The 12,943-nt window shown below is 42.5% G+C and carries 14 protein-coding genes; 11 read left to right on the top strand and 3 right to left on the bottom strand.

All coding sequences use genetic code 11. From position 1 onward, the window contains the following. A complete protein-coding gene (locus tag NML69_RS08570) occupies positions 1 to 774 on the top strand; it encodes an NUDIX hydrolase (protein ID WP_254726356.1) in 774 nt (257 codons plus the stop codon). Between the two features lie 49 nt (positions 775 to 823). Here NML69_RS08570 and NML69_RS08565 read toward each other — a convergent pair whose 3' ends face one another. Further along, positions 824 to 1,054, bottom strand: a complete 231-nt coding sequence (locus NML69_RS08565) for a hypothetical protein (RefSeq protein WP_049520563.1) — start codon at positions 1,052 to 1,054, stop codon at positions 824 to 826. A 265-nt stretch (positions 1,055 to 1,319) separates the two neighbouring features. Here NML69_RS08565 and NML69_RS08560 point away from each other — a divergent pair, with 265 nt between their 5' ends. Continuing rightward, entirely contained in the window at positions 1,320 to 2,003 is a 684-nt protein-coding gene (locus NML69_RS08560; RefSeq protein WP_049520562.1) for a hypothetical protein, read from the top strand. A 65-nt stretch (positions 2,004 to 2,068) separates the two neighbouring features. Here the strand turns inward: NML69_RS08560 and dusB are convergent, their stop codons facing one another. Continuing rightward, a complete protein-coding gene (gene dusB / locus NML69_RS08555; RefSeq protein WP_000183318.1) occupies positions 2,069 to 3,049 on the bottom strand; it encodes a tRNA dihydrouridine synthase DusB in 981 nt (326 codons plus the stop codon). Continuing rightward, on the bottom strand, positions 3,036 to 3,908 hold the full coding sequence (hslO, locus tag NML69_RS08550; RefSeq protein ID WP_125397991.1) for an Hsp33 family molecular chaperone HslO: 873 nt from the start codon (positions 3,906 to 3,908) through the stop codon (positions 3,036 to 3,038). The genes dusB and hslO overlap by 14 nt, the downstream gene beginning before the upstream one ends. A gap of 288 nt (positions 3,909 to 4,196) precedes the next feature. Here hslO and NML69_RS08545 point away from each other — a divergent pair, with 288 nt between their 5' ends. The 9 genes from NML69_RS08545 to NML69_RS08505 all read left to right on the top strand — a co-directional run bounded on the left by NML69_RS08545 (position 4,197) and on the right by NML69_RS08505 (position 12,942). Continuing rightward, positions 4,197 to 4,328, top strand: coding sequence for a teichoic acid D-Ala incorporation-associated protein DltX (locus NML69_RS08545; protein ID WP_000730286.1), 132 nt, complete (start codon positions 4,197 to 4,199; stop codon positions 4,326 to 4,328). 20 nt (positions 4,329 to 4,348) lie between these two features. After that, positions 4,349 to 5,899 carry a D-alanine--poly(phosphoribitol) ligase subunit DltA gene (gene dltA / locus NML69_RS08540; RefSeq protein ID WP_254726354.1) on the top strand — a complete coding sequence of 517 codons (1,551 nt, stop codon included), beginning with the start codon at positions 4,349 to 4,351 and terminating at the stop codon, positions 5,897 to 5,899. Further along, positions 5,896 to 7,140 (top strand): D-alanyl-lipoteichoic acid biosynthesis protein DltB, encoded by a 1,245-nt coding sequence (dltB, locus tag NML69_RS08535; protein WP_254726352.1) that lies wholly within the window; start codon positions 5,896 to 5,898, stop codon positions 7,138 to 7,140. Before dltA ends, dltB begins: the two co-directional genes overlap by 4 nt. A 13-nt stretch (positions 7,141 to 7,153) precedes the next feature. After that, on the top strand, positions 7,154 to 7,393 hold the full coding sequence (gene dltC / locus NML69_RS08530; RefSeq protein ID WP_000351968.1) for a D-alanine--poly(phosphoribitol) ligase subunit DltC: 240 nt from the start codon (positions 7,154 to 7,156) through the stop codon (positions 7,391 to 7,393). After that, entirely contained in the window at positions 7,386 to 8,654 is a 1,269-nt protein-coding gene (gene dltD / locus NML69_RS08525; RefSeq protein ID WP_254726350.1) for a D-alanyl-lipoteichoic acid biosynthesis protein DltD, read from the top strand. The genes dltC and dltD overlap by 8 nt, the downstream gene beginning before the upstream one ends. Before the next feature lie 143 nt (positions 8,655 to 8,797). Next, complete coding sequence (gene nt5e / locus NML69_RS08520; RefSeq protein ID WP_254726349.1) at positions 8,798 to 10,849, top strand: cell surface ecto-5'-nucleotidase Nt5e; 2,052 nt, start codon at positions 8,798 to 8,800, stop codon at positions 10,847 to 10,849. Positions 10,850 to 10,998: 149 nt separating this feature from the next. Continuing rightward, a complete protein-coding gene (gene adcR / locus NML69_RS08515) occupies positions 10,999 to 11,439 on the top strand; it encodes a zinc-dependent transcriptional regulator AdcR (RefSeq protein WP_235097510.1) in 441 nt (146 codons plus the stop codon). Further along, entirely contained in the window at positions 11,439 to 12,143 is a 705-nt protein-coding gene (locus NML69_RS08510) for a metal ABC transporter ATP-binding protein (protein WP_001269482.1), read from the top strand. The genes adcR and NML69_RS08510 overlap by 1 nt, the downstream gene beginning before the upstream one ends. After that, positions 12,136 to 12,942, top strand: a complete 807-nt coding sequence (locus tag NML69_RS08505) for a metal ABC transporter permease (RefSeq protein WP_084922180.1) — start codon at positions 12,136 to 12,138, stop codon at positions 12,940 to 12,942. The genes NML69_RS08510 and NML69_RS08505 overlap by 8 nt, the downstream gene beginning before the upstream one ends. The last annotated feature ends 1 nt before the right edge of the window (position 12,943 follow it).

The following is a 12,943-nucleotide window of genomic DNA, read 5'->3' as shown; positions in this document are numbered from 1 at the left end:
ATGGCAGATACGATGATTCCAGCCGGGATGACGGAAAAAGAATATTATGAAATCCATGCCAGTCAGGAGGAGTTTTTAGACTGGTACTACAAGCAGGAACTCCCTCAATATGAAAAACCAAGTGTGACAGTAGATATGGTGGCTTACTGCTTTGTCGAAGGAAAGATCAAGCTCTTACTAATCCGTCGCAAGGCCCACCCTTATCAAAACTGTTTGGCTCTGGTTGGAGGCTTTATGGATAAGGGAGAAGATGCTGCACATGCCTGCCAGCGTGAGGTGAGAGAAGAAGTCAATCTCGATCTACCTTTGGAGAAAATCGAGCAATTGATGACGGTATCGACCCCCGGTCGTGATCCACGGGGCTGGACAGTGACCATTGCCCACTTAGTGTACCTACCTAGTCGTGCCTTAGACCTCGTTCAGGCAGGTGACGATGCCAAGGATGTGGTTTTTGTAGATGTCGATTTTCAGATAGGCAAATTCTACCTAGATGGAGTCGAGCTGGAGGAGCAAGCCTTCGCCTTTGACCATTATGCCATTATCCAAGAATCCATCAAACGAATCCAAGGCCGTCTCGACTGGAATCCGACCTTCCTCTATCTGCTGGAGGAGGAGTTCACTGTCTACGAGGGGACTGAACTGGTTAATCTCATCAACCCTGGTCGCCCAATTGTCAGCAATAACTTTCTCGTAAAATACGGAGAATATGTAGAAGAAGTCGGACTCAAACGAGTACCCAAAAAGAAACCAAGAAAAACCTATCGATTGAAATAAAAAGTGAGGTCGGGACAAAGTTCCCGACCTCTTTATTTATCATCATTTTTTATGAATGGCTATCTTTCTTAGGATTACTCAACATGTGAGTAAAGAAGTCTTTATATCGATACTTGAGATAGTTCTCATGTAAAAATAACAAAGCGATATAAACAATCATAAAGATTGTAGTCAGATAGAAGACATCAAATGCAGTTCGCGCATAGTAAGTGGCTGTTTGATAAGAGCCAATAGCTCCCAAAATCAACCAAGGAAGATACTTGTAATACTTATTTAGCATAAGAGTGCACCTCCTATATTCTATTTCAATGTTATTATATTCCTTTGTCTAATGCAATGCAAGCGATTACACAAAGGTGATGTAAAAAATAGGACTCTTATCTAAAAAATTTTCTATTTTTTTGTTTCAATTACGAATAGAAATAGTAGAGAGAAATTTTCTAAAATAGTTTCTCTAAATAGTTGACAGATTTAAAGTCTAATGTTACAATTATATTACAAAAAGATTTCTTAACATTTCAAAAATGTTACAAAGGAGTAGAAAAATGAAAAAGAAAACCTATATCAAATTGATGGCAGCGACTGTATTGGCTTCTACCTTGCTACTAGGAGCTTGTGGAAATAAAAACGAAACCACTCAAACCAGTAGCTCTGTAAAGACAAGTCAATCATCAAGCTCTAAAGCAGCTTCTTCTAGCAAAGAAAGTAAGACTCAAAAATCTTCAAGCTCAGCTTCATCTGAAAAGGCTCAGGCATCTTCTGGTCAGTCTTCTACAACGGCAGATCAGTCACAAGCGAAACCAGCACCTGAATCAAGACAAGAACAAGCGGCTCCTAGTCAACAAGCCCCATCTCAGGCACCTTCAACTCAGCAAGGTTCTCAAGCCCAGTCTAGCCAGTCAGGCTATGATCCAACAACTGACCGCCAACTTCAAGACAAGCAAGCCGAACACAACAAACGCTACAAGGGTGTTTTAACCATGGTCGATGGTGATTTCTCAGCAGCTGCAGGCAACTGGAAGGGAGCGAATGGAGAAACTATTACGGTTTCATCAGGAGGTCAATTTACAGTAGAAACTGCAGATGGAAAGAAAGAAAACTATTCTATCAGAGGCTACTCTTACACTCTTGATGATGGCAAGTATAATGCTAAAATCGGAGGAGGAAAAATCATCCAAATTACAACAGGTGCGGATGGTAAAGTTTCAAGCGTTGCCTTGATTCAATAATAGTATCTAGGTTTTCCTAGGAGCTAAAAAACCGTAAACTCAAGCGAGTTACGGTTTTTTGTGTATTATGCTTTGTCTAATTGCAAGAGAGTTTCAATCTCTGCTAGGGTACTAGCTTGTGAAATGGCTCCACGAAGTTTGGCAGCGCCAGATGTCCCCCGGAGGTAGTGAGGAGCGAGGCCGCGGAATTCACGAACGGCTACGTTTTCTCCTTTGAGGTTAATCAAGCGTTTCAAATGTTCGTAGGCGATTTTCATCTTGTCTTCAAATGTCAAGTCAGGGAGAATTTCTCCAGTTTCAAAGTAGTGGTTGATCTGGTTGAAGAGGTAGGGATTACCCATGGCTGCGCGACCAATCATAACCGCGTCAGCCCCGACTTCTTCGATACGCTGTTTGGCTTCTTGGACCGTACGGATGTCACCATTGGCGATAAATGGAATCTTGGTCAGAGCTTGAGCGACCTTGTGAAGAGTCTCAAGGTCTGCGTGACCTGTGTACATTTGTTCACGGGTACGGCCGTGCATAGCGAGGGCAGAGACACCTGCAGCCTCAGCAGCGAGGGCATTCTCCACGGCTAAGGATGGATCAGACCAGCCTGTACGCATTTTGACAGTGAGGGGGATATCAAGGACAGATTGGACCTTGTTGATAATAGAGTAGATCTTGTCTGGATCCTTGAGCCACATAGCGCCAGCTTCGTTTTTCACGATTTTGTTAACTGGGCAGCCCATGTTGATATCGACGATATCAGTCTTGGTGTTTTCCTGGATGAATTCTGCTGCGCGTGCGAGGCTGTCTTCATCGCTACCAAAAAGTTGGATAGAAACAGGGTTCTCTCCTTCATCGATATGAAGCATATGCAGGGTTTTTTCATTGTTGTATTGGATTCCCTTGTCAGAGACCATTTCCATCACAACGAGTCCAGCCCCGAGCTCTTTTGCGATGGTACGAAAGGCTGAGTTGGTGACACCAGCCATGGGTGCTAAAACGGTACGATTGGGAATCTCAACATTGCCAATCATAAAAGGTGTATTAAGATTTGTCACGAATGAGTTCCTCCAAGTCGTTTTCATCAAAGTTATAAGTTGTTTGGCAGAATTGGCAAGTGATTTCTGCCCCGTGGTCTTCCTCTTTCATTTCTTCAAGGTCTGAGCTTGGAAGGCTGGCAAGAGCGTTCATAAAACGATCTTTACTGCAGTCACATTGGAAACGGATTTCTTCTTCAGATAGACGTTTGTAAGATTCGTCACCATAGATGGCCTTGAGAAGGGCTTCGATATGGTCATCGCTTTCCAGAAGGGTTGAGATGGCTGGCATTTCTTGAATGCGTTTTTCAAAGCGAGCAATCTCTTCTTCCTTGGCCCCTGGCAATACTTGGAGAAGGAAACCTCCGGCAACTTTAACCTTGTCGTCTTTATCCAAAAGAACATTGAGGCCGACTGCTGAAGGGGTTTGTTGGCTTTCAGTCAGGTAATAGGCCAAGTCTTCACCGATTTCCCCAGAAATGAGAGGAGTCATGGAGTTGTAAGGATTTCCAGTACCGTAGTCTGTGATAACGAGAAATTGGCCATTGCCGACAAAAGGTCCGACAAGGACTTCACCAGTTGCAGTCTTTTTAATGTCAACACCTGGATTTTGAACGTAGCCTTTGACGTTTCCCTTGGTATCTGCGACCGTGATGATGGCACCGAGAGAGCTTGTTCCAAGAACTTTAACCGTTAGTTTGGTATTTCCTTTTTCATTAGCTGCGAGAATTTGGCTAGCGATAAGGGTACGGCCAAGTGCAACAGTTGAACTGGCTTGAGTTTGATGTTTTTCTTGAGCAGTGCGGACGGTTTCAGTGCTATCAAGGACAAAAGCACGAAAGGCTCCGCTTTCTGATATTGTTTTAATAATTTTATCCATAGCTACTATTTTAGCATAAAAAAGCTCAAAGGGGGAGCCGTGTGTTTGCTGTTAATTTTTAAACTGTTTAATTTGTGATAACTAGTATAGGGGATTTATAGTAATGGGAATTTTTATTGACGTCAAACATTAATATTTTAACTTATCTTAAAATAAGCTAAAACCAACTTTTAAGTTATGGTAAACAGTTGAAAAAAAGGTTGATAAAGTGGTAAAATGTTAGGAAGATAAGATAGTAATTGCTGATTTGCATAGCTTTTCTGAAAATTTACAAAAAAGAAGTCGAATATGAAAAAAAAGAGAACATTTTATATTTTTTGTGCTCAAACATTTCTGTATTTCGTTATTTTGCTTGGTTTGCTTTATTTTTTTAGTTACCTTGGACAGGGGCAAGGTGGCTTTATCTATAACGAATTTTAACTCAAAGGAGAAAACCTATTGTGTCAAATAAATCCATAGTTGATATGATTGAAACGATTGAGCACTTTGCTCAGACACAAGCCAGTTATCCAGTTTACAATGTTTTGGGGCAAGAGCATACTTATGGTGATTTGAAGGCTGATTCGGATAGTTTGGCTGTAGCTATCGACCAACTAGGCTTGCCTGAGAAATCTCCAGTCGTCGTTTTTGGTGGTCAGGAATATGAGATGTTGGCTGCCTTTGTAGCGCTGACTAAGTCAGGTCATGCCTACATTCCAATTGACAGCCATTCGGCCTTGGAACGAGTTTCTGCTATCGTAGAAGTTGCAGAGCCAAGCTTGATTATTGCCATCTCAGATTTTCCATTAGAGCAAACTAGCACACCGATGCTGAATTTAGAGCAAGTCCATGAAGCTTTTGCTCAAACTTCCAGCTACGAGATGACCCATCCAGTCAAGGGGGATGACAACTACTACATCATCTTTACTTCTGGTACGACTGGTAAGCCTAAGGGAGTGCAGATTTCCCATGATAATCTCCTCAGCTTTACCAACTGGATGATTACAGATAAGGAATTTGCGACGCCAAGTCGTCCACAAATGCTGGCTCAGCCCCCTTATTCTTTTGACCTATCTGTCATGTACTGGGCGCCAACCTTGGCACTGGGTGGCACGCTTTTCGCTCTTCCTTCAGCCATTACTCAGGACTTCAAAAAACTCTTTGCGACCATCTTTTCACTGCCGATTGCTATCTGGACCTCAACACCGTCCTTTGCAGATATGGCCATGTTGTCAGAAGACTTTAACAGTGAGAAAATGCCAGGAATCACGCATTTCTACTTTGATGGAGAAGAATTGACGGTTAAAACAGCTCAAAAACTACGTGAGCGATTCCCAAATGCTCGTATTATCAATGCCTACGGTCCAACAGAAGCGACAGTAGCTTTGTCAGCAGTTGCTGTAACAGACGAGATGTTGAAGACTCTTAAACGCCTGCCAATCGGCTATACCAAGGCGGATTCTCCGACCTTTATCATTGATGAGGAAGGTAAGAAAGTTCCAAATGGTAAACAGGGAGAAATCATCGTTTCTGGGCCAGCTGTTTCAAAAGGCTATATGAATAATCCTGAAAAAACGGCAGAAGCTTTCTTTGAGTTCGAAGGTCTTCCGGCCTACCATACAGGAGATGTAGGAACCATGACGGATGAAGGTTTGCTTCTCTATGGTGGACGCATGGATTTCCAGATTAAGTTTAATGGTTATCGCATTGAGCTTGAAGATGTCTCTCAAAACCTCAACAAGTCTCGCTTTATCGAGTCTGCTGTTGCGGTCCCACGTTATAACAAGGATCATAAGGTGCAAAATCTACTGGCCTATGTCATCCTAAAGGACGGCGTTCGCGAGCAGTTTGAGCGTGATATCGATATTACCAAGGCTATCAAGGAAGACTTGGCAGATATCATGATGTCTTATATGATGCCATCGAAATTCCTTTATCGGAACAGCCTACCGCTGACTCCTAATGGTAAGATTGACATCAAAGGCTTGATCAATGAGGTAAACAGCCGATGATGGAATTTTTCAAACAGTTTCCTCATTTGGAACCTTATGGTGACCTTCAGTACTTTTTATACGTAATTGTTGCGACTTTACCTATCTTCATCGGTCTTTTTTTCAAGAAACGTTTTACCTTGTACGAGGTACTCGTAAGTCTCTTCTTTATCATCACCATGTTGATCGGTGGAAAGACGAATCAAATAAGCGCTCTTATCCTTTATGTTATCTGGCAAGTACTTCTTGTATCTTTCTACAAAAGGTACAGGAAAAAGCGGGATAGTAAATGGATATTTTACCTGGTTAGCTTTTTATCTCTATTGCCAATCGTCTTTGTGAAAGTATCTCCTGCTATTCATGGACCTCAATCTTTGTTTGGCTTTTTAGGGATTTCTTACTTGACCTTTCGTGCAGTTGGGATTATCGTTGAACTGAGAGATGGTGTCATCAAGGATTTAACCGTCTGGCAATTCTTGCGTTTTCTTCTCTTTATGCCGACTTTCTCGAGTGGTCCCATTGATCGTTTTAAACGCTTCAATGAAAATTACGAGACCATTCCTGAACGGGATGAGTTGATGGACATGCTAGAAGAGGCTGTCAAATATATCATGCTGGGCTTCCTCTACAAGTTTATCTTGGCTCACATTTTAGGAGAGACATTATTGCCTCCGTTGAAAAATTTGGCCTTGCAGACAGGTGGTTTCTTTAACCTCTACGCTTTAGCGGTCATGTACACCTTTGGTCTGGAGCTCTTCTTTGACTTTGCGGGCTACTCTATGTTTGCCTTAGCTATTTCAAACTTGATGGGTATTCATAGTCCGATGAACTTTAACAAGCCCTTTTTGTCAAGGGATTTAAAAGAGTTTTGGAATCGCTGGCACATGAGTCTGTCTTTCTGGTTCCGTGACTTTGTCTTTATGCGGATGGTCATGGTGTTGACCAGAAAGAAGGTCTTTAAAAATCGCAATGTGACCTCAAGTGTAGCCTATATTCTCAATATGCTGATTATGGGATTTTGGCATGGTGTGACCTGGTACTATATCGCCTACGGACTTTTTCATGGGGTTGGGCTGGTCATCAATGACGCTTGGGTTCGTAAGAAAAAAGCGCTCAATAAAGAACGGAAAAAAGCTGGAAAGGGTTCCTTACCTGAGAATCGCTGGATTCAGTTGCTTGGCATGGTTGTCACCTTCCATGTCGTGATGGTTTCATTCTTAATCTTTTCTGGATTTTTGAATGATTTATGGTTTAAAAAATAAAAGGATATGAAAAATGGATATCAAATCAGAAGTTATTGAAATTATTGATGAGTTGTTTATGGAAGATGTTTCTGACATGATGGATGAAGATCTTTTTGATGCCGGTGTCTTGGATAGCATGGGAACGGTTGAATTGATTGTTGAGATTGAAAACCGTTTTGACATTCGTGTTCCAGTGACGGAGTTCGGTCGTGATGACTGGAATACGGCTAATAAAATCGTAGCAGGTATTACGGAGTTGAAGAATGCTTAAACGCTTGTGGCTGATCTTCGGGCCTCTGCTTCTTGCTAGCTTTCTTGTCTTCTTACTAATCTTTTTCTATCCAAACAATCCAAGTCATAATTTGACTGAAGAAAAATATTCCGCAGCAGCGATTAGTTCGGAAAGTTTTAAAGAGAGAAGTCAGAAAGTAAGAGCTCTTTCAGAACCCAATATGCGCTTTATTCCCTTTTTTGGCTCAAGTGAGTGGATTCGTTTTGATAGCATGCACCCAGCTGTTTTAGCGGAAAAATACCATCGTCCCTATCGTCCTTACTTTCTAGGTCAAGCAGGAGCAGCCTCTCTAAATCAATATTTTGGTCTACAGCAAATTTTGCCAGAAATAGAGGAAAAGCAGGCGGTATTTGTCATTTCGCCTCAGTGGTTTACAGAGGAGGACTATGAGCCAGCATTCTTCCAAAACTACTTTAACAACGATCAGTTGACAGCCTTTCTAGAAAATCAATCGGGAGATATAGCAGCCAAACATGCGGCTAAACGTCTCTTAAAGCAAAATCCAGGAGTCTCTATGAAGGGGATCGTTGAGAAGCTGTCAAAGGGTGAGGAATTATCAGAGATCGACCATGCTATTATCAAGGCTTTTGCGCGTTTTAATGAGCGTCAGGCCTCTCTATTTGGGCAATTTTCCATTCGAGGAAAACTCAAGTACAAGGAACACGTGGAGAACTATTTAAAAGATCTTCCGGATCAATTTTCTTATGAAGAGTTAGAAAAAATTGCTCGAAAGGATGCAGAAGCCAATACCAATAACAATGATATGGGAATTGAAAATCAATTTTATAAGACCCAGGTGAAAGACTACCTCGAGAAATATAAGGGCTATCAAAAGAATTATAATTTCCTCAAGTCCTCTGAGTACAATGATTTGCAGTTGGTCCTTAATCAATTTGCCAAATCAAAGGTCAATGTGCTCTTTGTTATTCAGCCTGTCAATAAAAAATGGATGGCCCATACAGAGCTCAGTGAGGAAATGTACCAACATGCTGTGGAAAAAATTCGTTACCAGTTAGAAAGTCAAGGTTTCACCAACATTGCTGACTTTTCTAAAAAAGGCGGAGATCCGTACTTTGTCAAGGACACCATTCATATTGGTTGGTTGGGTTGGCTGGCTTTTGATAAGGTTGTCAATCCTTTCTTGACGGATCCGACTCCAGCTCCAGACTACAAGATGAATGACCGCTTCTTTAGCAAGGACTGGGCGACCTATGATGGGAATATCAAAGATTTCCAATAAATCAGGATAAAAGTTTGGGATTTGAACCCAAGCTTTTTTTGTTTAAATGGCGAATATTTAAGATGCAAATAGGCCAAAAGTTTCAAAATTTTTAGAAATAGCGTATAATGTAATAGAGAAAAAGAAAAGAAAGGGATTTTAAAATGAACAAACGTTCTTTGTTACCTGTCTTATCGACAGCCCTGTTAGCTCCAGCCTTCTTAGCTGGACAAGTATACGCTGAAGAAGCGACAACTCCTGCAGAAAGTTCAGCTGTCGTAGCGACTCCTGCTACGTCGGCGACTCCAGCTCCTGTTGAGAGCCCTGCGGTACCGGAAACTTCAGCAACTTCAGAGGCGGTTGCACCTGCAGAAACTCCGTCAGCTCCTGCTGAATCTACTAAAAGCGAAGAAAAGGGCACCGTTATCTTACACACCAATGATGTCCATGGTCGTATTGTAGAGGAAAAAGGAGTAATTGGAGATGCCAAGTTAGCGACTGTCATTGAGCAGGAACGTGCGAAATCAAATCAAAATACTCTAGTTGTTGATGCGGGAGACGCTTTCCAAGGTTTACCGATTTCCAACTCTACTAAGGGTGAAGCACGCGCTGAAATTCTCAATCAGATGCAGTATGATGCCATGGCAGTAGGAAACCATGAGTTTGACTTTGGTCTTGATGAAGTTAAAAAATACAAGGAAATCTTGAAATTCCCATTACTTAGCTCAAATACCTATGTCAATGGAACTCGTCTTTTTGAAGCTTCTACAATTGTTGATAAAGATAAGACTGTGGAAGGTGATGAATTTGTTGTAATCGGTGTGACAACACCTGAAACTGCTACAAAAACCCACCCTAAAAACATTAAAGGGGTAACTTTTACAGATCCAATCTCTGAGGTCAATAAGGTCATCGAAGAAGTTCAAGCCAAGGCGCGTGCAGAAGGTAAGGACTACAAACACTATGTTGTGCTTGCTCACTTGGGTGTAGATACCACAACTCCAGTCGAGTGGCGTGGTTCAACTTTGGCAGAAGCCTTGTCTAAAAATCCTCGTTTGAAAGGGAAACGCGTAACAGTAATCGACGGTCACTCTCATACAGTGGCTTCCACAACTTATGGAGACAATGTTACCTATAACCAAACAGGAAGTTATCTTCATAATGTTGGGAAGGTTATCTACAAATCACGTCAGCTTTTGGGTAATCCTACGTTGATTGCAGCTGCTGACGCCAAGAAACTAACTGCAAATCCAACAGTTGAAAAACTAGTCAAAGACATTAAACAAAAATACGATGCTGAAAATGCTGTTGAAGTCGTTTCAAACAGCCCTGTAGAACTAAACGGTGATCGTGAAAATGTTCGGGTTCGTGAAACCAACCTCGGAAACGTCGTAGCGGACTCCCTCTATCAGTATGGTCAAACAGGATTTAGCCATCCGACAGACATCGCTGTGACAAATGGTGGTGGCTTGCGTGAAACCATTGCAAAAGGAAAACCAATCACTAAAGGAGATGTCATTGCTGTTCTTCCGTTTGGAAATACCATCTCACAAATCCAAGTGACTGGGCAACAAGTATTGGATATGTTTGAAAAATCACTCGGATCTATCTTGCAGGTCGATAAGGATGGCAAGAAGGTCTTGGATGAGAACGGGCAACCATTGTTGGAGCCAAGTGGTGGTTTCTTGCAAGTTTCAGGTGTGAAGGTCTACTATGATACCAACCTACCATCAGGCAAACGTGTCTTGGCCATCCAGGTCAAAAACCGCACGACTGGTCGTTATGATCTTCTAGACCTCGCAAAAACCTACTATCTTGCAACCAATGATTTCCTAGCTGCAGGTGGCGATGGCTACACGATGTTAGGTGGTGCGCGAGAAGAAGGTCCTTCTATGGATGCAGCCTTTGAAGAGTATCTGAAAACCGCTGATTTGACCCAGTATGAAAAGATCAATCCGAACTCACGGACGATTTCTGTGGATTCTAAAAACTTTAGTCTACCAGTAGAAACGCCTCAAACGAATGCGGCTGCTAACGATGCGACTACAAATGTGCCATTGACTTATGAGGTGGCAGGTCAATTTAGCAAGAAGGCGGTTGTCTCAGAAAAAGCCCTCCCAAATACAGGAAGTGAACAGTCCATCTTCTTGCTCTTGATGGGAATGGTAGCTGGTTTGGCAGGTATCTTATCGAGTCGAAAACCAAAGCAAAAATAGGTTAAATTTTACATCTAGAAGAGTCTAGGGAAACGTTTTTACGCCTTTTTCCCTTGACTCTTTTTTGGTTTATGATATAATTAACCAGTAAAGAATCGGTGGCTATCTATGTTTTTTTACGAAAAAGATAGCTAGGGAAGGAGTAACACATGAGACAGCTTGCACAGGAAATCGATAACTTTTTAAACGAGGTGATCTTGAGATCTGAGAACCAGCATGAAATTCTAATCGGGCATTGCACGAGTGACGTTGCCTTGACCAATACTCAGGAACACATCCTCATGCTCTTGTCCGAAGAATCCCTAACCAACTCGGAGTTGGCCCGTCGTCTCAATGTCAGTCAGGCGGCAGTGACCAAGGCTATCAAGTCTTTAGTAAAAGAGGGTATGTTAGAGACATCCAGAGATCCCAAGGATGCGCGTGTGATCTTTTATAAACTGACAGAGCTAGCTCGACCAGTAGCGGCAGAACACCACCATCATCATGAACACACGCTCTTAGCCTATGAACAAGTGGCAAGTCAGTTTACTCCAAATGAACAAGAAGTTATCCAGCGGTTTTTAACTGCTTTAGTAGGAGAAATCAAATAATGCGGTATATTACAGTAGAGGACTTGTCTTTCTATTATGACAAAGAGCCTGTCCTCGAGCACATCAACTACAGTGTTGATAGTGGGGAGTTTGTCACCCTGACTGGTGAAAATGGGGCTGCCAAGACGACGCTTATCAAGGCAAGTCTAGGCATTTTGCAACCAAGATTTGGTAAGGTAACCATCTCAAAGACAAATACTCATGGGAAAAAGCTTAGGATAGCCTATCTTCCCCAGCAGATAGCCAGTTTTAATGCTGGCTTTCCAAGTACAGTTTATGAATTTGTCAAGTCGGGTCGCTATCCTAGAAAGGGCTGGTTCCGTCGTTTGAACGCCCATGATGAGGAACATATCAAGGCCAGTCTAGACTCAGTTGGTATGTGGGAACACCGTGACAAACGGATTGGTTCCCTCTCTGGTGGGCAAAAGCAACGGGCGGTTATTGCACGGATGTTTGCTTCTGACCCAGATATCTTTGTCCTGGATGAGCCGACGACAGGGATGGATGCAGGGAGCAAAAATGAATTTTACGAACTCATGCACCATAGTGCCCACCATCATGGCAAGGCTGTTTTGATGATTACCCATGATCCTGAGGAGGTCAAGGACTATGCGGATCGCAATATCCATCTAGTGCGCAATCAAGACTCGCCATGGCGTTGTTTCAACGTTCATGAAAGCGACCAGGAGGTGGACCATGCTTAGTTTGTTATCTTATGACTTCATGCAGCGTGCCTTCTTGGCGGTCATTGCCATGAGTCTCTTTTCTCCAGTTCTTGGGACCTTCCTTATCTTACGTCGTCAGAGTCTCATGAGTGATACCCTCAGTCACGTTTCTCTATCAGGTGTAGCCTTTGGTCTGGTTTTGGGGATTTCTCCAACTATTTCAACCATTGCTATTGTCTTGATTGCTGCGGTCTTTCTGGAGTATCTCCGTACGGTTTACAAGAACTTTATGGAAATCGGGACAGCCATCCTCATGTCTACAGGGCTTGCAGTGTCACTTATCGTCATGAGTAAGGGTAAAAGTTCGAGTTCCATGAGTTTGGACCAATATCTCTTTGGTTCGATTGTGACCATTAGCCAGGAGCAGGTAATTTTCCTCTTTGTCATTGCTGCGGTCGTTTTACTCTTGACTTTCTTGTTCTTGCGACCAATGTATATCCTGACTTTTGATGAGGATACGGCCTTTGTGGATGGCTTGCCCGTTCGTACTATGTCTATCCTCTTTAACATGGTGACAGGGGTGGCGATTGCTCTCATGATTCCAGCAGCAGGAGCCCTATTGGTGTCGACCATTATGGTCTTGCCAGCTAGTATTGCCCTTCGTCTGGGGAAAAACTTCAAATCCGTTATGTTACTAGCCAGCGCTATTGGCTTTTTGGGAATGGTGGCAGGACTTTATATTTCCTACTATGCGGAAACCCCTGCCAGCGCTAGTATCACCATTATCTTTGTAGCTGTCTTTTTGTTAGTCAGTCTACTGAAACGTTTTATCAAATAGG

Source organism: Streptococcus sp. CF8-6, assembly GCF_024295845.1.
GTDB classification, from domain to species: domain Bacteria; phylum Bacillota; class Bacilli; order Lactobacillales; family Streptococcaceae; genus Streptococcus; species Streptococcus oralis_BO.
This window is presented reverse-complemented; position numbering and strand designations above follow the sequence as displayed.